This is a genomic window from Siccirubricoccus soli, from assembly GCF_024178315.1.
Classification (GTDB): Bacteria; Pseudomonadota; Alphaproteobacteria; order Acetobacterales; family Acetobacteraceae; genus Siccirubricoccus; species Siccirubricoccus soli.
This window is the reverse complement of sequence record NZ_JAMZIK010000009.1, coordinates 51,127-74,939: the sequence shown is the minus strand read 5'-3', so window position 1 is coordinate 74,939 and position 23,813 is coordinate 51,127. Positions and strand designations below refer to the sequence as shown.

Annotated in this window: 20 protein-coding genes; 13 read left to right on the top strand and 7 right to left on the bottom strand. The window is 71.5% G+C overall.

The window, feature by feature from the left end:
- Window positions 1-4: 4 nt before the first annotated feature.
- From NJ376_RS01795 to NJ376_RS01785, 3 genes are all read right to left on the bottom strand, one after another.
- A complete protein-coding gene (locus NJ376_RS01795) occupies window positions 5-1,243 on the bottom strand; it encodes an MFS transporter (RefSeq protein WP_252951496.1) in 1,239 nt (412 codons plus the stop codon).
- 230 nt (window positions 1,244-1,473) lie between these two features.
- A complete protein-coding gene (gene lpdA / locus NJ376_RS01790; protein ID WP_252951495.1) occupies window positions 1,474-2,865 on the bottom strand; it encodes a dihydrolipoyl dehydrogenase in 1,392 nt (463 codons plus the stop codon).
- A 136-nt stretch (window positions 2,866-3,001) separates the two neighbouring features.
- Window positions 3,002-4,312: an MFS family transporter gene (locus NJ376_RS01785; RefSeq protein WP_252951494.1), complete on the bottom strand. Its 1,311-nt coding sequence runs from the start codon at window positions 4,310-4,312 to the stop codon at window positions 3,002-3,004.
- A gap of 158 nt (window positions 4,313-4,470) precedes the next feature.
- On the opposite strand from NJ376_RS01785, the gene NJ376_RS01780 reads away from it, so the two are divergent.
- The 6 genes from NJ376_RS01780 (at window position 4,471) to NJ376_RS01755 (ending at window position 10,728) form a co-directional block, all read left to right on the top strand.
- Window positions 4,471-5,016, top strand: a complete 546-nt coding sequence (locus NJ376_RS01780) for a GNAT family N-acetyltransferase (protein ID WP_252951493.1) — start codon at window positions 4,471-4,473, stop codon at window positions 5,014-5,016.
- Between the two features lie 266 nt (window positions 5,017-5,282).
- Window positions 5,283-7,889: a hybrid sensor histidine kinase/response regulator gene (locus NJ376_RS01775; RefSeq protein WP_252951492.1), complete on the top strand. Its 2,607-nt coding sequence runs from the start codon at window positions 5,283-5,285 to the stop codon at window positions 7,887-7,889.
- Between the two features lie 16 nt (window positions 7,890-7,905).
- Window positions 7,906-8,409, top strand: coding sequence for a chemotaxis protein CheW (locus NJ376_RS01770; RefSeq protein WP_252951491.1), 504 nt, complete (start codon window positions 7,906-7,908; stop codon window positions 8,407-8,409).
- An 11-nt stretch (window positions 8,410-8,420) separates the two neighbouring features.
- Window positions 8,421-8,819, top strand: coding sequence for a response regulator (locus NJ376_RS01765; RefSeq protein ID WP_252951490.1), 399 nt, complete (start codon window positions 8,421-8,423; stop codon window positions 8,817-8,819).
- Window positions 8,816-9,904 (top strand): chemotaxis-specific protein-glutamate methyltransferase CheB, encoded by a 1,089-nt coding sequence (gene cheB, locus NJ376_RS01760; RefSeq protein ID WP_370287765.1) that lies wholly within the window; start codon window positions 8,816-8,818, stop codon window positions 9,902-9,904. The genes NJ376_RS01765 and cheB overlap by 4 nt, the downstream gene beginning before the upstream one ends.
- Complete coding sequence (locus tag NJ376_RS01755) at window positions 9,901-10,728, top strand: CheR family methyltransferase (RefSeq protein ID WP_252951489.1); 828 nt, start codon at window positions 9,901-9,903, stop codon at window positions 10,726-10,728. Before cheB ends, NJ376_RS01755 begins: the two co-directional genes overlap by 4 nt.
- 279 nt (window positions 10,729-11,007) lie before the next feature.
- Here the strand turns inward: NJ376_RS01755 and ctrA are convergent, their stop codons facing one another.
- The gene (gene ctrA, locus NJ376_RS01750) at window positions 11,008-11,754 is read right to left on the bottom strand and encodes a response regulator transcription factor CtrA (RefSeq protein ID WP_252951488.1); all 747 of its coding nucleotides are present in this window, start codon (window positions 11,752-11,754) and stop codon (window positions 11,008-11,010) included.
- 161 nt (window positions 11,755-11,915) lie between these two features.
- On the opposite strand from ctrA, the gene NJ376_RS01745 reads away from it, so the two are divergent.
- Both NJ376_RS01745 and NJ376_RS01740 read left to right on the top strand, forming a co-directional pair.
- Window positions 11,916-13,250 (top strand): FliI/YscN family ATPase, encoded by a 1,335-nt coding sequence (locus NJ376_RS01745; RefSeq protein WP_252951487.1) that lies wholly within the window; start codon window positions 11,916-11,918, stop codon window positions 13,248-13,250.
- Window positions 13,240-13,632: a hypothetical protein gene (locus NJ376_RS01740; protein WP_252951486.1), complete on the top strand. Its 393-nt coding sequence runs from the start codon at window positions 13,240-13,242 to the stop codon at window positions 13,630-13,632. Before NJ376_RS01745 ends, NJ376_RS01740 begins: the two co-directional genes overlap by 11 nt.
- A gap of 223 nt (window positions 13,633-13,855) precedes the next feature.
- Here NJ376_RS01740 and hppD read toward each other — a convergent pair whose 3' ends face one another.
- Window positions 13,856-14,953: a 4-hydroxyphenylpyruvate dioxygenase gene (hppD, locus tag NJ376_RS01735; protein WP_252951485.1), complete on the bottom strand. Its 1,098-nt coding sequence runs from the start codon at window positions 14,951-14,953 to the stop codon at window positions 13,856-13,858.
- Window positions 14,954-14,964: 11 nt separating this feature from the next.
- Window positions 14,965-15,813 carry a phenylalanine 4-monooxygenase gene (gene phhA, locus NJ376_RS01730; RefSeq protein ID WP_252951484.1) on the bottom strand — a complete coding sequence of 283 codons (849 nt, stop codon included), beginning with the start codon at window positions 15,811-15,813 and terminating at the stop codon, window positions 14,965-14,967.
- A gap of 117 nt (window positions 15,814-15,930) precedes the next feature.
- Between phhA and NJ376_RS01725 the strand changes: the two genes are divergently transcribed.
- A complete protein-coding gene (locus NJ376_RS01725; protein WP_252951483.1) occupies window positions 15,931-16,404 on the top strand; it encodes an Lrp/AsnC family transcriptional regulator in 474 nt (157 codons plus the stop codon).
- A gap of 90 nt (window positions 16,405-16,494) precedes the next feature.
- On the top strand, window positions 16,495-18,051 hold the full coding sequence (locus tag NJ376_RS01720) for an alkaline phosphatase D family protein (protein ID WP_252951482.1): 1,557 nt from the start codon (window positions 16,495-16,497) through the stop codon (window positions 18,049-18,051).
- An 81-nt stretch (window positions 18,052-18,132) separates the two neighbouring features.
- Here the strand turns inward: NJ376_RS01720 and NJ376_RS01715 are convergent, their stop codons facing one another.
- On the bottom strand, window positions 18,133-19,593 hold the full coding sequence (locus NJ376_RS01715; RefSeq protein ID WP_252951481.1) for a catalase: 1,461 nt from the start codon (window positions 19,591-19,593) through the stop codon (window positions 18,133-18,135).
- Between the two features lie 99 nt (window positions 19,594-19,692).
- On the opposite strand from NJ376_RS01715, the gene NJ376_RS01710 reads away from it, so the two are divergent.
- The 3 genes from NJ376_RS01710 to NJ376_RS01700 all read left to right on the top strand — a co-directional run bounded on the left by NJ376_RS01710 (window position 19,693) and on the right by NJ376_RS01700 (window position 23,652).
- A complete protein-coding gene (locus NJ376_RS01710; RefSeq protein ID WP_252951480.1) occupies window positions 19,693-20,604 on the top strand; it encodes a LysR substrate-binding domain-containing protein in 912 nt (303 codons plus the stop codon).
- Window positions 20,605-20,675: 71 nt separating this feature from the next.
- Window positions 20,676-21,569 carry a 3-hydroxyisobutyrate dehydrogenase gene (gene mmsB / locus NJ376_RS01705; protein WP_252951479.1) on the top strand — a complete coding sequence of 298 codons (894 nt, stop codon included), beginning with the start codon at window positions 20,676-20,678 and terminating at the stop codon, window positions 21,567-21,569.
- Window positions 21,570-21,810: 241 nt separating this feature from the next.
- Entirely contained in the window at window positions 21,811-23,652 is a 1,842-nt protein-coding gene (locus tag NJ376_RS01700) for a sensor histidine kinase (RefSeq protein WP_252951478.1), read from the top strand.
- Window positions 23,653-23,813 lie beyond the last annotated feature (161 nt).

The window sequence follows — 23,813 nt, the reverse complement described above, 5'->3', positions numbered from 1 at the left end:
CGGCTCAGCGCCGGCCCACCCTTGGCAGGAAGGCGGTCGCCAGCCCCAGCAGCGGCAGGAAGGCGCAGATGCGATAGACGGTGTCGATACCCTTCCAGTCCGCCATCCAGCCCAGCGCCGCCGCGCCGAGCCCGCCCAGGCCGAAGGAGAAGCCGAAGAAGATGCCGGCCACCAGCCCGACCCGGCCCGGCATCAGATCCTGCGCATAGACCAGGATGGCGGAGAAGGCGGAGGCCATGATGAAGCCGATCAGCACGGTGAAGACCGCGGTCCAGAACAGCCCGGCATGGGGCAGGGCAAGGGTGAAGGGCAGCGCGCCGAGGATGGAGAACCAGATCACCGGCACCCGTCCCACCCGGTCCCCCACCACGCCGCCGGCGAGGGTGCCGAGCACCACCGCGCCCAGATAGAGGAACAGCAGCAGCTGCGCCTGCTGCACGGAGACGCCGAAGGTCTGGATCAGGTAGAAGGTGTAGTAGGAGCCGAGGCTGGCGCTGTAGACGTTCTTGCTGAACAGCAGCACCACCAGCACCAGGATGGCGAGGCCAACCTTCCGCCGCGGCAGCGGCACGACGCCCGCCCCGCCCTTGCCGTGCGCCTTCGCCGCCACCGCCCCGGCCGCGCGCTTCGCCGCATACCAGCGGCCGACCTGGAACAGCACCAGCATCCCCAGCAGCGCCGCGGCGGAGAACCAGACGATGCTCCGCTGCCCGGCCGGCACCACGATGAAGGCGGCGAGCAGCGGCCCCGCGGCGGTGCCGGCATTGCCGCCCACCTGGAAGAGCGACTGCGCCAAGCCGTAGCGCCCGCCCGCCGCCATCCGCGCGACGCGCGAGGCTTCCGGGTGGAACACCGCCGAACCGAGCCCGATCAGCGCCGCCGCCAGCAGGATGACCGGGTAGCTCGAGGCCTGCGCCATCAGCAGCAGCCCCAGCAGCGTGGAGCCCATCCCGGCGGCCAGGGAGTAGGGCTGCGGATGGCGATCCGTCACCAGGCCCACCACCGGCTGGAACAGCGAGGCGGTGCACTGGAAGGCCAGGGTGATCAGCCCGACCTGGACGAAATCGAGCCCATAGGTGGTTTTCAGGATGGGATAGAGCGCCGGCACCAGCGACTGCATCATGTCGTTCAGCAGGTGGCAGAAGCTGAGCGAGAGGATGACCGCGAAGGTGGTGCCGCCATCCGGCCGGGCCTGTATGCCGCTGGGCGCGGTGCCGCGCAGGGTTGCTTCCTGTCCGCTCATGGCCGTCCGTTTCCGCCGTTGCGGCCACTATAGCCGGCGGCTTCCGAGGCACCAGCGCCAGAACCCCCGCCCGGCGATGGCGGACGCGCTGCATGACGCCGGCGTCATCTTCCGGGCTCGGGCAGGCCGGCGCCTCCGCGTTCGTGCCGGAGGGCGGATCGCTCCGCCTGCCGTCACGGCGTGGCCGGCAGCGCCGTGGAAGCTGCAGGCGCCGCCCGGCCGCCTGGCAGTCAGATATGGATCGCCCGGCCGGCGACGGCCAGCGCGGCTTCCTTCACCGCCTCGTTCAGGCTGGGATGCGCATGGCTGGTGCGCGCCACATCCTCGGCGCTCGCGCCGAATTCGATGGCAAGGGCCAGCTCCGCAATCAGCGTGCCGGCATCCGGGCCGACGATATGGGCGCCCAGCAGCCGGTCCGTCTTCGCATCCGCGATCAGCTTCACGAAGCCGTCCGTGTCGCCCATCGCCCGCGCCCGGCCATTGGCGGTGAAGGGGAATTTGCCGGCCTTGTAGGCGGTGCCCGCCTCCTTCAGCTGCTCCTCCGTCGCGCCAACGCTCGCCACCTCCGGCCAAGTGTAGACCACCGCCGGAATCGCCTCGTAATTCACATGCCCGGCCTGGCCGGCGATGATCTCGGCGACGGCGACGCCCTCCTCCTCGGCCTTGTGGGCCAGCATCGGCCCGGTGATGACATCGCCGATGGCGTAGATGCCGGGGACGTTGGTGGCGAAATGCCCATCCACCTTGATCCGCCCGCGCTCGTCCAGCGCCACGCCGGCGGCATCCAGCCCCAGGCCCTCGGTATAGGCGCGGCGGCCGATCGCCAGCAGGACGACATCGGCCTTCAGCTCCTCCGCCGCGCCGCCCGCCGCCGGCTCCACCGTCACCGTCACGCCATCGGCGCCCGGCACCGCGGCCGTCACCTTCGACTTCAACTTGAACTTGAAGCCCTGCTTCACCAGCACCCGCTCGAAGGCCTTGCAGGTCTCGCCATCCATCCCCGGCAGGATGCGGTCGAGGAACTCCACCACCGTCACCTCGGCGCCGAGCCGGCGCCACACGCTGCCGAGCTCCAGCCCGATGACGCCGGCGCCGATGACGACCAGGTGCTTCGGCACCGCGCCCAGCTCCAGCGCGCCGGTCGAGGTGACGATCTGCGTCTCGTCCACCGGCACGCCCTTCAGCGGCACGCTCTCGCTGCCGGAGGCGAGGATGATGTGCTTCGCCTCATAGACCTCCTCGCCCACCGCCACCTTGCCGGGGCCGGTCAGGCGGCCGGTGCCCTTCAGCCAGGTGACCTTGTTCTTGCGGAAGAGGAATTCGACGCCCTTGACGTTGGCCGTCACCACCTCGCCCTTGCGGGCCTGCATGCGGGCGAGGTCGAGCTTCACCCCTGCCACCACCACGCCATGGTCGGCCAGCTTGTGGGCGGCTTCCTCGAAATTCTCGCTGGATTGCAGCAGCGCCTTGGAGGGGATGCAGCCGATGTTGAGGCAGGTGCCGCCCAGCGTCTCCCGCTTCTCCACGCAGGCGGTCTTCAGCCCGAGCTGGGCGGCACGGATGGCGGCGACATAGCCGCCGGGACCGGCGCCAATGACGATGACGTCGAAGCTCTCGGGCATGGGCAGGGATCCTCAGGGAAGGTCCGAAAAATCGGCGGGAAACTGACGGGATTGCGGGCGGGAGGCAAGCCTGGGCGCACCGGCGCCCGCCCCTGGGCCCCGGACCGTCTCCGGGTCCGAGGGTCTGGCGACCGACCTACCGCGCGCCATGCTCGCGGCTCAGATGGCTCTCGATCCGCGTCTCGGGCATCGCCCAGGCGGTCAGCAGGGCCAGCACGAAGAAGCAGGCGACGTACCAGAAGAAGCCGGATTCCGCGCCGATGCTCTTGAACCAGAGGCCGACATACTCGGCGGTGCCGCCGAACAGCGCATTGGCGATGGCATAGGGCAGGCCGACGCCGAGCGCCCGCACCTCGCCGGGGAACAGCTCCGCCTTCACCAGCCCGCTGATCGAGGTGTAGCAGGACACCACCGCCAGCGCCCCCAGCACCAGCAGGGCGGCGATCACCGGCGAGTCCACCCGGCCGATCGCCGTCATCACCGGCACCGTCATCACCGCGCCCAGGGCGCCGAAGGCCAGCAGCATGGTGCGCCGGCCGACATGGTCGGACAGCGCGCCGAAGGCCGGCTGCGCCAGCATGAAGACCAGCAGCACCACGGCCATGGTCGCGCTTGTCGTCTTGGCCGCGAAGCCCGCGGTGTTGACCAGGTATTTCTGCATGAAGGTGGTGAAGGTGTAGAAGGAAAGGCTGCCGCCCGCGGTCAGGCCCAGCACCAGCAGCAGGGGCTTCGGGTGGCGCAGCAGGCCCCGCAGGGAACCCGCCTCCGGCCGCCTTGCCGCGCTGGCGCTCTGCGTCTCGTGCAGCGCGCGGCGGAGAAAGAGCGCGACGATCGCTGCCGCGGCGCCGACCACGAAGGGGATGCGCCAGCCCCATGCGCGCATCTGCGCCTCGGTCACCAGCAATTCCAGCAGCACGATGACCAGCACCGCCAGCAACTGCCCGCCGATCAGCGTCACGTACTGGAAGCTGGCGTAGAAGCCCCGATGCCCGGGCGCCGCCACCTCGCTCATATAGGTGGCGCTGGTCCCGTACTCCCCGCCCACCGAAAGCCCCTGGGCCAGCCGCGCCAGGGTGAGCAGCACCGGGGCCGCCAGCCCGATGCCGGCATGGGTTGGCAGGATGGCGATGACCAGGCTGCCGAAGCACATCAGCAGCACCGAGGTCATCATGGCAAAGCGCCGCCCCCGCCGGTCCGCCAGCCGGCCGAAGAACCAGCCACCGATCGGCCGCACCAGGAAGCCGACGGCGAAGACCCCGGCGGCGCTGAGGAGTTGGGTGGTGCGGTCCCCGGCAGGGAAGAAGAGCGGCGCGAAATACAGCGCGGTGAAGGAATAGGCGTAGAAATCGTACCACTCGACCAGGTTGCCGGAGGACCCGCCGATGATCGCCAGGATCCGGCGGCGGCGGTCGGCGGCCTCGTCGAAGGCCTGGGGGCTGGTATCCATGGCGGCTGTCCTCCGCCCCCTGCAAGCTCGGGCGGGGGCGGGAGTTGCGCAATCATGGTCGATTCGGGCCCGGCCATGCATCCCGGACAGGGCTCCCGGATGTCTAGCTGCACTCCTCCGGCTGGACAGGATGCGCCGCCCGCCGCACCATTCCGCCCATGTCCACGCCCGACCTCATCCTCCGCGACAGCATGGAGGCGGATCTTCCCGCCATCACCCGCATCTATGGCCATTGGGTCCTGCATGGCCTGGCGAGCTTCGAGCTCGACCCGCCGAGCCAGGCGGAGATGGCGAAGCGACGGGCGGCGGTGCTGGAGGGGGGATACCCCCATATCGTCGCTACCGACCGGGAGGGGACGGTGCTGGGCTATGCCTATGCCAGCGCCTACCGCACCCGCCCGGCCTATCGCTTCACCTGCGAGGATTCCATCTACGTGGCGCCGGAGGCCGGGCGGCGCGGCATCGGCCAGGCGCTGCTGCCCCTGCTGGTGGAGCGCTGCGCGGCGGCGGGCTTCCGGCTGATGGTCGCGGTGATCGGCGACAGCGGCAATGCCGGGTCCATCGGCCTGCATGCCCGCTGCGGCTTCGCCCGGGTCGGCACCCTGCCGGCCATCGGCTGGAAGCATGGCAGGTGGGTGGACAGCGTGCTGATGTCCCGGCCGCTGGGGGAGGGGGCGACCACCCCGCCGCCGCCGGGCGCCTGAGCGCGGGGCTCCGCCCCCGGAAGCCCCGGCAGAGAGCGCTGCCCTCTGCACCCCTGCCGGGACCAGGACCTGGCCCCGAACCCGGTCTGGGTTTGCTGGCTCCGCCGCTTGGTCTGAAACTCGGACGGTAATCCGGAGGCGGCGCTCCTGGCGGGGCGTGCGGCCTTTCCTGGGCTGCCCCAGGCCTTGGCGCCCTGTCGCCGCTTTACCGAATCTTCGGCGCTCCCCCGCGAAGATGGCCGGCGCAGCCATCGCGGGGCCGGATTATGGACGATCTTCTCGCCGACTTTCTCACCGAGACCCATGAGGGCCTCGTGGCCCTGGATGCGGCCCTGGTGCGGCTGGAGCGTTCGCCGGAGGATGCGGCCACCCTCTCCGAAGTCTTCCGCATCGTCCACACCATCAAGGGCACCTGCGGCTTCCTCGGCCTCTCCCGCATGGAGGCGGTGGCCCATGCCGGGGAGAATGTCCTCGGCCGCTACCGGGACGGGACCCTGCCGGTCACGGCGGGCGGCATTTCCCTCATCCTCAAGGCCTGCGACGCCATCCGCGCCATCGTGGCCGGGCTGGAGGCCGGCGGGGCGGAGCCCGAGGGCGACGATGCCGGGCTGATCGCCGCCCTGAATGCCGAGGCGAATGGTGAGATGGCCAACGCGCTCGCCGCCCCCGCTGCGTCGCCCCCCGCGCCGGAGCCGGTCGCCGCCCCCGCCCCGGTGGCCCGCGCGCCGGAGCCGGAGCCCACCGCCGCGAAGGCCGCCGCCCCTGCCCCGGCCAGGCCCGCTGCCCCGCCGGCCGAGGCGGAGGCCGCCCCCGGCGGCGGCGTCGCCGCCCAGACCATCCGCGTCTCCGTCGATGTGCTGGAAGACCTGATGATGCTGGTCAGCGAGCTGGTGCTCACCCGCAACCAGCTTCTCCAGCTCGCCCGCACCCAGTCGGACAGCGCCTTCTCCGTCCCGCTGCAGCGCCTCTCCCACATCACCTCTGACCTGCAGGAGGGGGTGATGAAGACCCGCATGCAGCCCATCGGCAATGCCTGGGCCAAGCTGCCGCGCCTGGTCCGCGACCTCTCGGTCGAGCTCGGCAAGAAGATCGAGCTGGAGATGCGCGGCGCCGAGACCGAGCTGGACCGCCAGGTGCTGGAGCTCATCAAGGACCCGCTGACCCATATGGTGCGCAACAGCGGCGACCATGGGCTGGAGGGGCCGGAGGACCGCCGCCGCGCCGGCAAGCCGGAAACCGGCCATATCCGGCTGAACGCCTACCACGAAGGCGGCCACATCATCATCGAGATCGCCGATGACGGCCGCGGACTGAACATCGAGCGCATCCGCCAGAAGGCCCTTACCCAGGGCCTCGCCACCGAGGCCGAGCTGGCGGGCATGTCGGAGCGCGAGATCCAGCGCTTCATCTTCCGCGCCGGATTCTCCACCGCCGCCGCCATCACCGCCGTCTCCGGCCGGGGCGTCGGCATGGATGTGGTGAAGACGAATATCGAGAAGATCGGCGGCACCATCGAGGTGCATTCGAAGGAAGGCGCCGGCACCAAATTCCTCATCAAGATCCCGCTGACCCTGGCCATCGTCTCCGCCCTCATCGTCCAGGCGGGCAGCGAGCGCTTTGCGGTGCCGCAGATCGGCGTCGTGGAGCTGGTCCGCGTCGGCGGCGAGGGCGCGGCGAAGCTGGAGCGGATCAAGGACGCGCCGGTGCTCCGCCTGCGCGACCGGCTGCTGCCGCTGGTCCGCCTTGCCTCCCTGCTGCAGCTCGATGACGCCCCGGCGCCGGAGGAGACCGGCTTCGTCATCGTCACCCAGGTCGGCGCCCATGTCTTCGGCATCATCGTGGACCGGGTCTTCGACACGGAGGAGATCGTGGTGAAGCCGGTGGCGCCCATCCTGCGCCACGTCACCATGTTCTCCGGCAACACCATCCTCGGCGATGGCAGCGTCATCATGATCCTCGACCCGAACGGCATCGCCCGCGCCACGGGGGTCGGCACCGAGGGCAGCGCCGGCGATGCGGAACGGGATGCGGCGCGGCCCGCGCATCTGCTGCACTCCGACACCAAGACCGCCATGCTGCTGTTCCGCGCCGGCGATGCCACGCCGAAGGCGGTTCCCCTCGGCCTCGTCGCCCGGCTGGAGGATGTGGCACGGGAGAAGATCGAGCTCGCCGCCGGCAAGCCGCTGGTGCAGTACCGCGGCCAGCTCATGCCGCTCGTCCCGCTTTCCGGCTTCTGGGACATGGGCACGGCGCCGGAGCGCCAGCCGGTGCTGGTCTTCTCCAATGGCGACCGCGCGATGGGGCTGATGGTCGAGGAGATCCTCGACGTGGTGGATGAGCGGCTGGTCATCGACGCCGCGGGCGAGCGGCCGGGCTATCTCGGCAGCGCCGTCATCTGCGGCAAGGTGACGGAGGTGATCGACACTGCCTGGTGGCTGCGCCAGGACGGCGGCGAGGATTGGTTCGGCGCCCAGGGCGGCGCCGAGAAGGGCCATGGCCAGCGCATCCTGATGGTGGAGGACAGCGCCTTCTTCCGCACCCTCGTCGTCCCCGCCCTCAGCGCCGCCGGCTACGCCGTGACCGCCGTCGCGGATGCCGAGGAAGCGCTCCGCCTGCGCGAGGCCGGCGCGGAATTCGAGGCCATCATCTCCGACATCAACATGCCGGGGATGAACGGCAATGCTTTCGCCCGCGCGGTGCGGGAGGGCGGGCCCTGGCAGGATCTGCCGATGATCGCGCTCGCCGGCCGGGCCGAGCCGGCCGACATCGCCCACGGCCGGGAGGCCGGCTTCACCGACTACGTCGCCAAATTCGACCGCGCCGCGCTGCTGGAGAGCCTCCGGCAGTGCCTGGCCATGACGGTCGCGGGCTGAGGAAGGAAGGACCATCATGCAGCAGGCCATGACGGGCGCGGCGGCCGAGTCCGCCAAGCCCTCCGCCCGCGGTGCCTCGCCCCTCGGCGATGCCGCAGCCGAGAGCTACCTCACCCTCACCGTCGCCGACCAATTGTGCGGCGTGCCGGTGCTGGCGGTGCGGGACGTGCTCGGGGCGCAGACCATCACCCGCATCCCGCTGGCGCCGCCGGAGGTGGCGGGCAGTCTCAACCTTCGCGGCCGCATCGTCACCGCCATCGACCTCCGCCGCCGCCTCGGCCTGCCGGCACGCAAGCCGGAGGAAGGCCAGGCGATGAGCGTGGTGGTGGAGCGGGACAATGAGCTCTACTCCCTCCTCGCCGACCAGGTGGGCGATGTGCTGCCCCTGCCGCGGGCGGACCGAGCGCCCAACCCGCCGACCCTCGACCCGATGTGGCGGGAGGTTTCGGTCGGCGTGCACCGGATGGGGGAGCGGCTGCTCATCCTGCTGGATGTCGAACGCATCCTGGCGATCGGCTGAGGGCGGGCGCGATGAGCGAGCGCGCCTCCGCTGCCACCTGCCTGGTGGTCGATGACAGCCGCGTGGTCCGCAAGGCGGCCCGGCGCATCCTGGAAAAGCACGGCTTCCAGGTACAGGAGGCGGAGAACGGCGAGGAGGCGCTGACGGCCTGCCGGCACGCCCTGCCCGATTCCATCCTGCTGGACTGGAACATGCCGGTGATGGACGGGCTGCAATTCCTGGTGGAGGCCCGCCGGGAATTCGGCCCGGACCGGCCGATCGTGGTGTTCTGCACCACCGAAGGGGCGATGGACCGGATCGTCACCGCGCTCGAGGCCGGGGCGCAGGAATACGTCATGAAGCCCTTCGACGAGGACATCCTGCGGGACAAATTCGTCCAGGCCGGGCTGCTGCAGGACGACGCCGCGTGAGCCAGGCCCCGATTGTCCGGGTGATGCTGTGCGATGACAGCGCCACGGTGCGCTCCGCCCTGGCCCGTGTGCTGGAGGCGGATCCCGAGATCAAGGTGGTGGCGCGGGCCGGCGATGGCCGCCAGGCATTGGAGACGCTGGCCGGCATGTCCGTCGCGACGCGGCCGCAGGTGGTGCTGCTCGACCTCGAAATGCCGGTGATGGACGGCATGACGGCGCTGCCGCTGCTGCTGAAGCTGGTGCCGCGCCCTGTCGTCATCGTCGCCAGCGCGCTGACGCAGAAGGGCGCGGCCGTCACCATGGCGGCGCTGCGCGCCGGTGCGGCGGACTACATTCCGAAGCCCGGCGCGGCCGGCGGCGGGCTGCATGATGCGAGCTTCCGCGCGGAGCTGGTGGCGAAGGTGAAGGGCTGGGCGCGGATGGGCCGTGCCGTCGCCGCGCCGCGACCTTCCCGGCCGGCACAACCGAGCCTGGTGGCGCTGCTGCCGCGCCGTGGGGTGAAGGCGATCGGCATCGGCTGCTCCACCGGCGGGCCGCAGGCGCTGGCCACGCTGGTGCGGGGGCTGAATCGCAAGGTGCCGGTGCCGGTGGTGGCGGTGCAGCACATGCCGGCCGGCTTCACCGCCATGCTGGCGGACCATCTCAACCGCCTCGGCACCCTCGGCTGCGCCGAGGCGCGGGATGGCGAGGTGCTGGAGGCAGGCCGGCTTTACCTGGCGCCGGGCGACCGGCACCTGCTGGTGGAGGCCGCGAACGGCAGGTTGGTGGCGCGGCTGAATGACGGGCCGCCGGAGAATTTCTGCCGCCCGGCGGTGGACCCCATGCTGCGCAGCCTGAACGCTGCCTGCGAGGGCGCGGTGCTGGCGGTGATCCTGACCGGCATGGGGCATGACGGCCTGGCCGGCTGCAAGGCGGTGGCTGCCGCCGGCGGCGCGGTGCTGGCGCAGGATGAGGCGAGTTCGGTGGTCTGGGGCATGCCCGGGGCGGTCGCCCGCGCCGGCCTCGCCCGCGCCCAGCTGCCACCGGAGGGGTTGGCGGAACAGGTGCTGGCCCTGGTGGCCAGCCGAGCGGGAGCCTTCGCATGAGCCCGGATGGCTTCGCCTTCATCGCCGGGCTGGTGAAGGCCCGCTCCGGTCTCGTGCTGACGCCGGACAAGCAGTACATGCTGGACACCCGCCTTGGCCCCATCCTGAAGCGGGAGGGGCTGGCAAGCCTGGATGCGCTGGCGCTGAAGCTGCGGGAACCGCGCGCCCTGGCGCTGGCCGAGGCAGTGACCGAGGCGCTGACGACGAACGAAAGCAGCTTCTTCCGCGACGGCAAGCCCTTCGAGCATCTGAAGCGTCTGCTGCCCGCCCTGGCCGCCGCGCGGCCGCCGGGGGCCACGCTGCGGGTCTGGTCCGCCGCCTGCTCCACCGGGCAGGAAGCCTATTCCATCGCCATGCTGGTGCAGGAGCTGGGCGCGGAGACGGCTGGGCGGAAGGTGGAGATCCTCGGCACCGACATCTCGCAGGAGGTGCTGTCCCGGGCGCGGGAGGGATTCTACACCCAGTTCGAGGTGCAGCGCGGCCTGCCCGCCAAGCTGATGGTGAAGTATCTGCACCAGGAGGCGGGGCGCTGGCGGGTCAATCCGCCGCTGCGCGCCATGGCGCGGTTCGAGCATCTGAACCTGCTGGCGGATTTCCGCCATCTCGGCCGGTTCGATGTGATCTTCTGCCGCAACGTGCTGATCTATTTCGATACCCCGACCAAGACCCGGGTGCTGAACGCACTGGCAGAGCGGCTGGCGGCGGATGGCGTGCTTTATCTCGGCGGGGCGGAGACGGTGCTGGGGCTGACCGACCAGCTCATCGCCCTGCCGGCGGAGCGCGGCGCCTATGAACGTCGGCAGGCGGTGGCGAAGGCGGGCTGAGCGCGAGCGACCGAGGCCGGATCGGCCGAACCGTGAAGCATGCGGGCAGACGATGAGCTGGAGCGGGATGGGTGGGCGACGCTCGGCCAATCCCGCGCCAACTGCGGCCGCGGCTGCCAGGCCGGGGCGGCGCGTGGCCGGGCTGCGAGGCATGCCGGGCCTTCCCGGACGGGCAGAAAAAAGGGCGGCTCCCGTTCGGGGGCCGCCCAGTTGCGTCTGACGGAGGATCTTGCGACCCGGCCAGGGCCGAAGGGGTGGTACCCCCGGCGGGCCGGATCCTTAAGCGGCGACGGTCGTCGTCAGCGGAATGGCGCTGCCAGCCACGGGGGCGTTGGGAAACCGCGTACCGGCCTGCTGCGGGTCCCGCAGCACATAACCGCGGCCCCAGACCGTGCCGATCAGGTTGTCCGCGCCCGCCTGGGCGAGCTTCTTGCGCAGCTTGCAGATGAAGACGTCGATGATCTTCACCTCCGGCTCATCCATCCCGCCATAGAGGTGGTTCAGGAAGGCTTCCTTGGTCAGCACCAGGCCCTTGCGCAGGGTCAGCAGCTCCAGGATCGCGTATTCCTTGCCGGTCAGGTGGACCGGGGCGCCGCCGATGGTGACTTCCCGCGAGCCGAGGTTGAGGGTGAGAGGGCCGACCGAGAGGCTGGGCTGGGCGAAGCCTTTGGTGCGGCGCACCACGGCCTGGATGCGGGCCACCAGCTCCTGCCCGTCGAAGGGCTTGGTGATGAAGTCGTCGGCGCCCATGCCGAAGCCCTTCACCTTGGCCTGGGGCCGCGCGAGGCCGGAGAGGATCATGACCGGGGTTTCCACCCGCGCGGCGCGCAGGCGCCTCACGACCTCGTATCCTTCCATATCCGGAAGAACAAGGTCGAGCAGAACCACGTCGTAATCGTAGAGGCGCACCAGCTCGAGCGCTTCCTCGCCGGTATCGACGGCGTCGACCACCATGGCGTTGGCCTTGAGCATGGCGACCAGGCCCCGGGAGGCGGCCAGGTCGTCCTCAACCAATAATACGCGCATGTCTCACTCTCCTGCACGCCAGACGTGTATGGAGATACCACTTATGCGTGTGTTGTGAAGAGGAAATTCATCGCTTTGGGCGTACCAAGATACGAGACAAATCCTTGAAAGACGATGAAGGCACGATGCCGGGGAGAGAAACGCTTTCTTATCAAATTGTTATGAAAATCGACCGGGCAAGCCTGGCGTTGCGGCGCCAGCCTGCGGCACAGCTGCACGGTAAGGTTGTATCGGCGGGAAGCCTCTCAATTTCCGTCACGGGCCTCGATCCCTGGTTGCGGATCGGAGCCAGGTTGCGCCTCTCACCCCCTGCCGCGCCGGCGGTGGAGGCAGAGGTGGTGGGCTTCGCCGAGGGGCACGCCACCGCCCTCGCCTTCGGGCCGCTGGACGGGGTCGGCCCCGGCACCCCGGCCATGCTTGCCCCATCGGCCAGCCTGGCAGTGGACGAGACCTGGCTGGGGCGGGTGCTGGACCCGCTCGGCCGGCCGTTGGACGGCAGGCCGCCGCCGCCTCCCGGGCCTCTCGCACGGCCGGTCCGCGCCGCCCCACCCCAGGCCGGCCAGCGCGCCCGGCTGGGGCCGCGGCTCGATCTCGGCGTCCGGGCGCTGGATGCCTTCGCCACCTGCCGCCGCGGCCAGCGCCTCGGCCTTTTCGCCGCCTCTGGCGTCGGGAAATCCACCCTGCTCTCCATGCTGGCGGGCGGGGCGGCCGCCGATGTGGTGGTGCTGGCCCTGGTGGGCGAGCGGGGGCGGGAGCTGCGGGAATTCCTCGAGGATGATCTGGGGGCGGCGGGCCTCGCCCGCTCCGTGGTGGTCTGCGCCACCTCCGACGCCCCGCCGCTGATGCGGCGGGAGGCCGCCTATGCCGCCATGGCCATCGCCGAGCATTTCGCCGATCAGGGCCGCCAGGTGCTGCTGATGATGGACAGCGTCACCCGCTTCGCCATGGCGCTGCGCGAGATCGGCCTCGCGGCCGGGGAGCCGCCGACGACCCGCGGCTACACCCCTGGCGTCTTCGCCGAACTCCCCCGCCTGCTGGAACGCGCCGGGCCGCGGGAGGAGGGCTGCGCCGGTGCCATCACCGGCCTCTTCACCGTGCTGGTGGAGGGTGACGACCATGACGAGCCGGTGGCGGATGCGGTGCGCGGCATCCTGGACGGGCATGTGGTGATGGATCGCAGCATCGGGGAACGCGGCCGCTACCCGGCCATCGACATCCTCCGCAGCCTCTCCCGCACCGTGCCCGGCTGCCTGCGGCCGGATGAGGCGGCGCTGATGCGGCGGGCGCGGGCGGTGCTCGCCCTGCATGCGGAGATGGCGGATCTGGTGCGCCTCGGCGCCTACCGCCCCGGCGCCGACCCGGCGGTGGATGAGGCCATCCGCCTGGCGCCGCGCATCGAGGCGATGCTGGGCCAGGGCAAAGGCGAGCGCGGCACGGTGGAAAGCGCCTTCGCGGCGCTGGCGGCGGCGATGGAGGAAACGGCGGATGCCGCGTGACCCGCTTGCCGTCCTGGCCCGGCTGCGCCGGCTGGAAACCGAGACGGCACGGCGCCGGCTGGGCGAGGCCTATGGCCGGCTGGGCGCGGCCGAGGAGCGGGTCGAGGCGGCGGCGGCGGCGCTGACCCTCCAGGCCGGGCATGGCCTGCCGGCGGATTATGGCACCTGGCTGCAGCGCGGCCTGGCGGAGCGGGAGCGGGCGCAGCGGGCCGTGGGCGTGGCGGAACGCGTGGCCGCCGCGGCGGCCGAGGCGCTGGGCGAGGCGCGGGCCGCCGAACGCGGGCTGGAGAAGCTGCGGGAGGCGCGGGCCGAGGCGGCGGCGAAGCGGGCGGCACGCAAGGCGCAGGCGCTGCTGGACGAGGCGGGAGCGAGAGGGAGGTAGGTCGGTGGGCCGCCCCGGGCGCCGGCAGGGGGGGCGCTGCTCCCATCGAACGCATTCGTTCGATCGCCCCCCCCGGGGCCCAGGACCCGGCCCCTGGTCCGAGTTCTCGAACCTGGCCCGCCCGGTGACCTTCCGCGGCTTTGCCTCGGAAGGCTGTACGGAGCCCGGGGCAAGAAGCGATCGCCGGGGGCCCCGCGAGGGCGCGAAGCGACTTCGTTGGGAGCTACGCCAGCACCCCACGCCGGATCTGATCCAGTTCGATGCTCTCGAACAGCGCGCGGAAATTGCCCTCGCCGAAGCCCTGGTCGCCCTTGCGCTGGATCAGCTCGAAGAAGATCGGGCCGATCACCGTGCCGGTGAAGATCTGCAGCAGCCGCCCGCCCTCCGGCGTCGGCGCGCCATCGGTGAGGATGCGGTTCCGCGCCAGGCGGGCGATCTCCTCCGCGCTGAGATCGGGCATGCGCTTCGGCAGCAGCTCGTAATAGGTATCCGGCGTGTCCATGAACTGGATGCCCGCGTCCCGCATCCCCTCGACGCTTGCAAAGATGTCCTCGGTGCCGAGGGCGATGTGTTGGATACCCTCGCCCCTGTAGGCGCGCAGATATTCCTCGATTTGGCTCTTGTCGTCGCTGCTCTCGTTGATCGGGATGCGGATTTGGCCGCAGGGGCTGGTCAGCGCGCGGGATTTCAGCCCGGTCAGCTTGCCCTCGATGTCGAAGTAGCGGATCTCACGGAAGTTGAAGAGCTTCTCGTAGAACTGCCACCACACATCCATGCGGCCGCGATGGACATTGTGCGTCAGGTGGTCGATCACGGTGATGCCCTGGCCCTTGGGCTTCGGCTCGGCGCCGCCATGCCAGCGGAAATCCACCTCGTAGATGCTGCCGCGTGCGCCGTAGCGATCCACGAAATAGAGCAGCGAGCCGCCGATGCCCTTGATGGCCGGGATGTTCAGCTCCATCGGCCCCACCTTGCCCTGCACCGGCCGGGCGCCGAGGGCGATGGCGCGGTTATAGGCCGCGGCGGCATCCGCCACGCGGAAGGCCATGGCGCAGGCCGAAGGCCCGTGCACCCGCTGGAAGGCCTGGGCGAAGCTGTCCGGCTCGGCGTTCAGGATGAAGTTCACATCGCCCTGGCGCCACAGCGTGACGCGCTTGCTGCGATGCGCCGCCACCGGGGCGAAGCCCAGCCGGGTGAACAGCGCCTCCAGCGCCGGCAGCTCCGGGCCGGTGAACTCCACGAATTCGAAGCCATCCGTGCCCATCGGATTGGCCTCGGAGATGCGGCCGGCGAGGTCGGTGCGGTCGGGAGGGATGTCCATCAGGCGTCTCCTCAGCGGATGGGATGGTCGCCGTCGGCGGCGGCGCCGGGCGGGATGGGCGCGGCATCGCGCGCCGCTTCCAGCAGCGCCGGCAGGCGGCGCATGGCGGCGAAGAGCTCCGCGAAGCTCTCGATGACGAAGTAGGTCGGCTGCAGATCGTCGATGAAGTAGTCGCTGCGCAGCACCCGCCAGAGGTCGAAGCGCAGCCGCCGCGGCGCCGTCCCCGTCACCGCGTGGCGCGTCTCGGCGGAGGAGGAGAGGATGCCGGCACCATAGGCGCGCAGCGCGCCGCCCCCTGGGCCAGCCTCGCGGATCAGGCCGAACTCGATCATGTGCCAGTAGAAGCGCGCCAGCGGCTTCAGCGCGCCGAGCCGCATGGCCTGCTCGCCCAGGCGGCCATAGGCCTCCAGCACCTCGGCGAAATCGGGCTCGGTCAGCAGCGGCACATGGCCGAAGGCATCGTGGAAGATGTCCGGCTCGACGATGTAGTCCAGCTCCTCCGGCCGGCGGATCCAGGCGGTGACGGGAAAGCGCCGCGCCGCGAGATGGGCGAAGAAGGGCGCATCCGGGATCAGCCCTGGCACCGGCACCAGGGAGAAGCCGGTGGCCGCGCGCAGCAGGGCGGAGGTCGCGGCGAGGTCCGGCACGCCATCGGCGAAGGGCAGGCGCGCCAGGGCGGTGCGGTAGGAACTTGCGGCATGGCCGGGCAGCAGCGCCGCCTGGTGCTGGTAGAGGGTGCGCCATGTGGCGTGGTCGGCCGCGCTGTAGCGCAGGCTCTCGGCCGGCAGAGTGCCGTCCGGCGCGGCGGCGGCGTAATTGCCGCGCAGGAAGCCGGGCAATTCCTGGACGCTGGCGGACATCGCGTGGCCTCCGCTTTCCAACGCAGGAAGGATGCCGCATCCGTCTTGGCGAATTGCAGCGAATTCGGCCGTGATGGCCGCTAGATTGGGCGGAAGTCACTCACCGAGGGCCAATCCATGGCAAAATCCACCCTGGAACTGGATGCCATCGATCGCCGTATCCTGCGTGCCCTGCAGCGCGACGGCCGCCTGCCGGTGGTGGCGCTGGCCGAGCAGGTGGGGCTGTCCCCCACCCCCTGCCAGCGCCGGGTGAAGCGGCTGGAGGAGGCGGGCGCCATCGCCCGCTATGCCGCGCTGCTGGACCCGGTGCGGCTCGGCCTGCCCTTGCAGGCCTTTGTCATGGTGGCGCTGGAGAGCCATGCCGAGGAGGTGGTGGCCCGCTTCCACAAGGCCCTGGCGGAACGCCCGGAAGTGCTCGCCGCCTATGCGATGAGCGGCGAGATGGACTACCTGCTGCATGTCCTCGCTGCGGATTTCGAGGCTTATGCCGAGTTCGCTCTGAAGGCCCTGCTGCGCATGCCGGGGGTGAAGGAGACACGCAGCTCCTTCGTGCTCTCCACCCTGAAGCCGCCGGGGGAGGTGCCGGTGTGACCCACCCCTGCCGCACCGAGCGCCGGCGGCCAGGGCGTCACCTAAGGCGCTGGCTCGACGGCATCGGGCGGCGCGCGGTAGCCTCCGCCCATGCAACGTCGTGCCCTGCTGCGCGCCGCGCTGGCCGCGCCGCCGCTCATACTGGCGACATCCGCGGCCTGGACGGGGGGCGGGACACCCTTCGCCACGGGCGTTGCCAGCGGTGATCCCTGGCCGGACAGCCTGCTGCTCTGGACCCGCCTGGCGCCCCAGCCCCTCGCGCCCTTCTTCGGCATGGCGCCGGAGGCCACGCCGGAACTCACCTGGGAGGTGGCGGAGGATCCCAGCTTCCGCCGCATCGCCGCCGCCGGCCAAGTGGTGGTGAGTGCTGCCGAGGGCTTCTCCGCCCATGTCGAGGCCGGCGGGCTGCGGCCAAGCCGGGATTATTGGTATCGCTTCCGCCTGGGCGGCGAGGTCAGCCCCACCGGCCATGCCCGCACCGCGCCGGACCCGGTGTCGCGGCCTGAGCGGCTGCGCTTCCTCACCGCCGGCTGCCAGCACATCGAGCATGGCTGGTTCACCGCCTGGCGGCACGCGGCGGCGGAGGAGGCGATCGACTTCGTCTTCCACTATGGCGACTACATCTACGAATATGCTGGCCGCCAGCCTGGCCAGCCGGGCGGCTTCGGTCCCGTGGTGCGCAGCGCGGCGGGCGGCAAGTGCCGCGCCCTCGCCGATTACCGCCGGCGCTACGCGCAATACCAGTCGGACCCCGATCTGCAGGCGGCGATGGCGGCGCATGCCTGCATCCCGAGCTTCGACGACCATGAGGTGGAGAACAACTGGGCCGGCGAGCAGAGCGAGGCGGATGGCCGCAGCGCCCGCCACCCGATGGCGATGCCGCGGGAGGAATTCCTGGCGCTGCGCGAAGCCGCCTTCCAGGCCTGGTGGGAGGCGATGCCGCTGCGCCCGGCCCAGCGGCCGCGCGGCGCCGGCATCCTCGCCCATCGCCGCTTCCGCTACGGTCGGCTGCTCGATCTGCACGTGCTGGACACGCGGCAATACCGGGACGACCAGCCCTGCGGCGACGTGAATGGTCCCGCCTGCGCCGAGGTGGCGCGGCCGGACGCGCAGATGCTGGGCGCGGCGCAGGAAGCCTGGCTGCTGGAGAATGCCGCCCGCTCCGAGGCGCGCTGGCAGGTGCTGGCGCAGCAGGTGATGCTGATGCCGCGGCGCCTGGCGAATGACGGCATCGCCCCGGACAAATGGGACGGTGCCCCCGCCGCCCGTCAGCGCCTGCTGGAGGGGCTGGCGGCGCGGGGCCTGGCCCCGCCGGTGGTGCTGACCGGCGACATCCACAATGCCTGGGCGGGCGAGGTGCCGGTGGCGGAGGGCGGCCCCTCCCGCGCCGTGGAGTTCGTTGCCACCTCCATCACCAGCGGCGGCGACGGCACGGAGACCACCCCGGGCGCCACCGCGGCGCTGGCGCGCAATCCGCACATCCGCTTCTTCAACAACCGCCGGGGTTACTGCCTGCACGAAGCCCGCCCCGACCGGTTGGAGACGGTATTCCGTGCCGTCGCCGCGGTGACGCGGCCCGACGCTGGACGCGAGGATCGCGGCCGCTTCGTGGTGGAAGCCGGCCGCGCCGAATTGCTTCCCGCCTAGCGGCGTCAGGGCAGGCCCGGGGCCAGGCCCTGGCTCCGGCGGAGATCGACCGCATGCGGTCGATGGGGGCGGCCCCGGCTTCTACTCCGCCGCCTGCCGGGGTGCCTGCCGGGCCGCGACCGCCGCCCGCACCCCCGCGCCGTACTCCGGGTGCACCTGGTCGAACAGCCGGCATTGCCGCTCGATGATGTGGTCCGGCACGCCGCCCATCGCATCCGCGATGTTGCTGAACAGCCTCTGCCGCTGCCCGGCATCGAACAGCAGGAACAGCGCCCGCGGCTGGCTGAAATCGTCGTTCCCCTCGCGATGGTCCCAGCGCGCCGCATCGCCCGAGAGGCGCAGCGGCGGCTCCGCCACGCCCGGGTCCTGCGCTGGCCCGCCCATGCTGTTCGGCTCGTAATAGGCGTCCGGGTTGCCGGTGTCGTTGCGGAAGAACCGCATCGCCCCGTCCTTGTGGTAGTGGTGCACCGGGCAGCGCGGGCGGTTCACCGGCAGCGCCTCGTAATGCGTGCCGAGGCGGTAGCGGTGGGCATCCGCATAGCTGAAGATCCGCGCCTGCAGCATCCGGTCCGGCGAGGCGCCGATGCCGGGGACGAAGTTGGAGGGGCTGAAGGCAAGCTGCTCGGTCTCCGCGAAGTAGTTCTCCGGGTTCCGGTTCAGCTCCAGCACGCCGATGTCGATCGGCGGGTAGTCCTTGTGCGGCCAGACCTTGGTTAGATCGAAGGGGTTGTAGGGCGTCTTCTCCGCCTCCAGCTCAGGCATGATCTGCACTTGCATCTTCCAGCGCGGGAAGTCGCCGCGCGCGATGCTGCCGAACAGCGCCTCCTGGTAGCTCTCGCGGGACCGGCCGATGACGCCGACGGATTCGGCATTGGTATGGTGGCGGTGGCCCTGCAGGGTCTTGAAGTGGAACTTCACCCAGAAGCGCTCGCCGGCCTCGTTCCACAGCCCGTAGGTGTGGCTGCCATAGCCGTTCATGAACATCGGCGCGACCGGCAGGCCGCGATCCGACATCAGGATCGTCACCTGATGCAGCGATTCCGGCGAGAGCGACCAGAAATCCCACATCGCCGTCGGGCTGCGCAGATGGGTCTGCGGGTGGCGCTTCTGGGTGTGGATGAAGTCCGGGAATTTCAGCGGGTCGCGCACGAAGAAGACCGGGGTGTTGTTGCCCACCAAATCCCAATTGCCCTCGGGCGTGTAGAATTTGATGGCGAAGCCGCGCACGTCGCGCTCGGCATCCGCCGCGCCCAGCTCTCCGGCCACGGTGGAGAAGCGCAGGATCAGGTCCGTCTTCGTCCCCGGCTGCAGCACCTTGGCGCGGGTGTAGCGGGAGATGTCGCCGGTGATGGTCAGCGTGCCATAGGCGCCCCAGCCCTTGGCGTGCACCACCCGCTCCGGGATGCGCTCCCGGTTCTGGTGGGCGAGCTTCTCGAGGAGCTGCCAGTCCTGCAGCAGCACCGGGCCGCGCGGGCCGGCGGTGAGGCTGTTCTGGTTGTCGGCGATCGGCGCGCCGGCGGTGGTGGTCAGGCGGTCCGGCATGACGGCTCCTTTCTCTCTGGTCCCGCGAAAGCTACGGAGGCAGATCCATAGGGAGAAATCGTTTGTTCTGATCGGCCCAATAGGATCTATCTATTCCTCATGAACCTGCGCGATCTCCGCTATCTCCTCGCCGTCGCCGAGCACCGGCATTTCGGCCGGGCCGCCGAGGCCTGCCATGTCAGCCAGCCCACCCTCTCCGCCCAGCTGCGCAAGCTGGAGGAGGAGCTGGGCGTGGCCTTCTTCGAGCGCGGGGCGCGCAGCGTCACCCTGACCGCGGCGGGCCGGGCGCTGTTGCCGCATGCGGAGGCGGCGGTGGCGGCGGCGGATGCCCTGGCCGGCGGCGCCCAGGCCATGGCGGACCCGCTGGCCGGGACGCTGCGCCTCGGCATCATCCCGACCCTCGCCCCCTTCCTGCTGCCGCCCTTCATGCCGCAGCTCCGGGCGGAGTTGCCGCGCCTTGCGCTCGAGCCCTGGGAGGATCTGACCGAGGCGCTGCTGGACCGGCTGCGCCACCATGCGGTGGACGCCGCAGTGATCGCCACCGCGCCGCCGCCGGGGGAGCTGGAGGCGGTGCCGCTGGCGATGGAGCCCTTCCTCGCCGCCCTGCCGCCTGGCCATGTGCTGGTGGGCAAGGGGCCGGTGCCGGAAGCCTCCCTCGGCGCCGAGCTGCTGGTGCTGGCGGATGGCCATTGCCTCAGCGACCAGGCGATCGCCGCCTGCGGTCGGCAGGGAGCGGCCCAGGGCACCGGGCAGGGCTTCCGGGCGGTCAGCCTGGCGACGCTGATGAACCTGGTCGCCGCCGGCTTCGGCGCCACCCTGCTGCCGGCCCTGGCGGCAGGGGCGGCGCGGCAGCAGGGGCTGGTGCTGCGGCCGCTGGCCGGGGGGACGGCGCGGGAGCTGCGCCTGGTCTTCCGCGCCGCGACGCCGCGCCGGCCGGCGCTGCTGGCCCTGGCCGGGGTGCTGCGGGCGGTGCTGTTCCAGGCCGGGCTGCGGCCGGCCGGCGAGGGCTGAGGGTCGGGCGGTGCTGGCCAAGTCCCGGCCGCGCCGCCAGACTGCCGGGATCGGGAGGGAGGACAGGCTATATGGCACGCATCGGCTTCATCGGCCTCGGCAGGATGGGGGCGCCGATGGCGCGGAATCTGCTGAAGGCCGGCCACGCCGTCACCGGCTTCGACCTGGTGCCGGAGGCGCTCGCCGGCTTCGCCGCCGCGGGCGGCACCCCGGTTGCCAGTGCCGCCGCGGCGGCGGCCGGGGCGGAATTCGTCATCACCATGCTGCCCGCCGGGCCACAGGTGCGGGAGGCGGTGCTGGGCGCCGGCGGCATCGCGGCCGCCAGCCCGGCGGATGCGGTGCTGATCGACTGCTCCACCATCGATGTGGCGACGGCGCGGGAGGTGGCGGCGCAATGCGGCCGGGCCATGCTGGACGCCCCGGTTTCCGGCGGCACCATGGGGGCGGAGGCCGGCACGCTCACCTTCATGGCGGGCGGCGAGCCGGAGGTCTTCGCCCGCGCCGAGCCGGTCCTCCGCGCCATGGGCCGGACCCTCGTCCTGTGCGGCGGGGCGGGGGCCGGCCAGGCGGTGAAGGCCTGCAACAACATGATGCTGGCGGCCAACATGATCGTCACGGCCGAAGCGATGATCCTGGCGGAGAAGCTCGGCCTGACCCATCAGGCGTTGTTCGACGTGGTGAGCAAATCCACCGGCCAGTCCTGGGCGTTGACCAGCTACTGCCCGGTGCCGGGGCCGGTCCCCGCCAGCCCGGCCAACCGGGACTACGCCCCAGGCTTCTCCGTGGCGCTGATGGAGAAGGATCTGGGCCTCGCCCAGGCGGCGGCGGAGAGCGTGGGGGCGGCGACGCCGCTTGGCGCCATGGCGCGGTCGCTCTATGCCCGGTTTCTCGCCGAGGGGCAGGGCGGGCTGGATTTCTCCGCCATCATCCAGCTATTGCGGCGAGGGGACATCACTACCGGCTGAGGCGAAAGGGCGATGGTCCGGAAGACATTTTCCGGACATACTCAGCCATGCAAGAAGGTTATGGCCGCAGGCAGGCCACCCCGCAGCAACCCCGCAAGCGCCACCTCGCCATGATGCCAGCCGGCCGCCGGACCCATTCGCCCGCAGGCGCCGAGCCGGGGCCGCCCATCCGCTGCCTCCGGGGCGCGGCGCGGGGGCAGCGCGTCCCGGTCCTGCCGCGGCCCGGCCTCCGGGGGGGTGGGTGCTGAGCGCGCTGTCCGCCCAGGCGGAGGCGGCAGGACTGCCCGCGGAACTCGCCGGGCTGCTCGACATGCTGCCCCTGCCGGCCCTGGTGCTGGAGCCGGAGAGCCTGCGGCCACGCCTCTGCAATGCCGAGGCGCTGGCGCTGCTGGCCCCGGCAGGACCCGCCGCGCATGGCCCGAAGGAGGCTCTCGCCATCCTCGCCGCCGCCTGGGCGACGGCGCTGGAGACGGCGCCGCACGGCCCGCAGCTCCGCCGCCGGTTGGGCCGGCTGACGGCGCGCGAGGTACCGGAAAGTTTCGAGACCGGCTTCGTCCTGCCCGGCCGCACCCCGCTGCACCTGCTGCTGCGCGCCCGGCGGGTGCGGGTCGGGGGGCGGGAGTGGATCAGCCTCGGCCTCGTGGACCTGACGGCCCACCACCAGACGGAGCAGGCGCTGAGCTTCGCCCATCGCCAAGCGGAGGTGGCGCTGGCCGGCGCCGATCTCGGCGCCTGGCACTGGGACCGGCGGACCGGCGTGCTGCAGGTGACCGAGCGCTGGTGCAGCATGCTCGGCCTGCCGTCGGAGAACCGCGAGCTGGCGGTGCAGGACTGGCAGGCCCTGCTGCATCCGGACGACCTGCCCTGGACCCGCGCCCTGCTGGACCGCTACCTGGCCGGCACCTCCGCCCGTTACGAGGCGGAGTTCCGCATGCGCCACCGCTCCGGCCGCTGGGTGTGGATCCTGGCGCGGGGTGAGGCGCTGGAGCGCGGGCCGGATGGCCGCGCCCTGGTGCTGACCGGCACGCATCTCGACCTCACCGCCCAGCGCCGGGCCATGGCGGCGCAGGTGGAAAGTGAGCGGGAGGCGCGGCGGCGCCTCGCCGATCTCGAAATGCTCTACCAGGCGGCGCCGCTCGGCCTGGCGCAGCTCGACCGGGAACTGCGCTTCGTCCGCATCAACTCCGCCCTGGCGGAGATGAACGGGCTGCCGCCCGAGGCGCATCTCGGCCGGAGGCTCTGGGACCTGCTGCCGGGTCTGCGGGTGGCGGCGGAGCCCGTGCTGCGCCGGGTGCTGGAGGCGGGGGAGACGCTGACCGGCGTGGAGGTCCAGGGCGAGACGCCGCGCGCGCCCGGGGTGCAGCGCGACTGGGTGGAACAATTCTACCCGGTGCGGGACCCGGAAAGCGGCGAGGTGACCGGCGTCGGCATCGTCTGCGAGGAGGTGACGGAGCGGAAGCACGCCGAGCGGGCGCGCGACCTGCTGGTGCGGGAGCTGGACCACCGGGTGAAGAACCTCTTCGCCATCATCGGCGGGCTGGTCGTCTTCACCGCCCGCACGGCAGAGACGCCGGAGGCGATGCGCCGGACCCTGCTCGGCCGGATCGAGGCACTGGCCCGGGCCCATGACCTGGTGCGGCCGGCCATGGCGGGGAGCACGGCGCTGCCGGCGACGGGCGGCGGCACGACGCTCGGGCAGTTGCTGGAGGCGCTGCTGGCGCCCTTCCAGGGCGAGCCGGAGCGGCTGTCGCTGGATGGCCCGGCGATCCGCCTGGGGGCGACCGGCGCGCCGCCGGTGGCGCTGGCGATGCACGAGCTGGCAACCAACGCGGCGAAATACGGCGCCCTGTCTCGCGCCGGCGGCCGGGTGGGCATCGGCTGGGAGCTGACCGGGGAGGGCGCGGTGCTGCTGCGCTGGGTGGAGCTGGGTGGCCCGGCGGTGCAGGCGCCGGAGGGGGCCGGCTTCGGCCACCGGCTGGTGCGGCAGAGCTGCGCCCAGCTGGGCGGCGAGGCGGCCTTCGAATGGGCGGCGACGGGGCTGACGGTGCAGTTGCGCCTGCCGGTGGACCGGCTGGGCAATTAGTACTGCCTGGGCAGGAACGAAAATTCCGCGGCGAAATCAGTGGCTTGCCGGCCAGGGCCTGAATTTCGCACCACTCTGAATTTGCTGAATTTTTGGTCGTTTCCGCCCAGGTAGTGTTAGAGCAGATCGCCGTAGGGCGGCATCGCCCGAAGGCCTGAATC

What these genes read in the sequence shown, in the direction of transcription:
- NJ376_RS01795 (WP_252951496.1), bottom strand. Translation starts at nt 1,243, where the DNA reads ATGAGCGGACAGGAAGCAACCCTGCGCGGCACCGCGCCCAGCGGCATA.
- lpdA (WP_252951495.1), bottom strand. Translation starts at nt 2,865, where the DNA reads ATGCCCGAGAGCTTCGACGTCATCGTCATTGGCGCCGGTCCCGGCGGC.
- NJ376_RS01785 (WP_252951494.1), bottom strand. Translation starts at nt 4,312, where the DNA reads ATGGATACCAGCCCCCAGGCCTTCGACGAGGCCGCCGACCGCCGCCGC.
- NJ376_RS01780 (WP_252951493.1), top strand. Translation starts at nt 4,471, where the DNA reads ATGTCCACGCCCGACCTCATCCTCCGCGACAGCATGGAGGCGGATCTT.
- NJ376_RS01775 (WP_252951492.1), top strand. Translation starts at nt 5,283, where the DNA reads ATGGACGATCTTCTCGCCGACTTTCTCACCGAGACCCATGAGGGCCTC.
- NJ376_RS01770 (WP_252951491.1), top strand. Translation starts at nt 7,906, where the DNA reads ATGCAGCAGGCCATGACGGGCGCGGCGGCCGAGTCCGCCAAGCCCTCC.
- NJ376_RS01765 (WP_252951490.1), top strand. Translation starts at nt 8,421, where the DNA reads ATGAGCGAGCGCGCCTCCGCTGCCACCTGCCTGGTGGTCGATGACAGC.
- NJ376_RS01755 (WP_252951489.1), top strand. Translation starts at nt 9,901, where the DNA reads ATGAGCCCGGATGGCTTCGCCTTCATCGCCGGGCTGGTGAAGGCCCGC.
- ctrA (WP_252951488.1), bottom strand. Translation starts at nt 11,754, where the DNA reads ATGCGCGTATTATTGGTTGAGGACGACCTGGCCGCCTCCCGGGGCCTG.
- NJ376_RS01745 (WP_252951487.1), top strand. Translation starts at nt 11,916, where the DNA reads ATGAAAATCGACCGGGCAAGCCTGGCGTTGCGGCGCCAGCCTGCGGCA.
- NJ376_RS01740 (WP_252951486.1), top strand. Translation starts at nt 13,240, where the DNA reads ATGCCGCGTGACCCGCTTGCCGTCCTGGCCCGGCTGCGCCGGCTGGAA.
- hppD (WP_252951485.1), bottom strand. Translation starts at nt 14,953, where the DNA reads ATGGACATCCCTCCCGACCGCACCGACCTCGCCGGCCGCATCTCCGAG.
- phhA (WP_252951484.1), bottom strand. Translation starts at nt 15,813, where the DNA reads ATGTCCGCCAGCGTCCAGGAATTGCCCGGCTTCCTGCGCGGCAATTAC.
- NJ376_RS01725 (WP_252951483.1), top strand. Translation starts at nt 15,931, where the DNA reads ATGGCAAAATCCACCCTGGAACTGGATGCCATCGATCGCCGTATCCTG.
- NJ376_RS01720 (WP_252951482.1), top strand. Translation starts at nt 16,495, where the DNA reads ATGCAACGTCGTGCCCTGCTGCGCGCCGCGCTGGCCGCGCCGCCGCTC.
- NJ376_RS01715 (WP_252951481.1), bottom strand. Translation starts at nt 19,593, where the DNA reads ATGCCGGACCGCCTGACCACCACCGCCGGCGCGCCGATCGCCGACAAC.
- NJ376_RS01710 (WP_252951480.1), top strand. Translation starts at nt 19,693, where the DNA reads ATGAACCTGCGCGATCTCCGCTATCTCCTCGCCGTCGCCGAGCACCGG.
- mmsB (WP_252951479.1), top strand. Translation starts at nt 20,676, where the DNA reads ATGGCACGCATCGGCTTCATCGGCCTCGGCAGGATGGGGGCGCCGATG.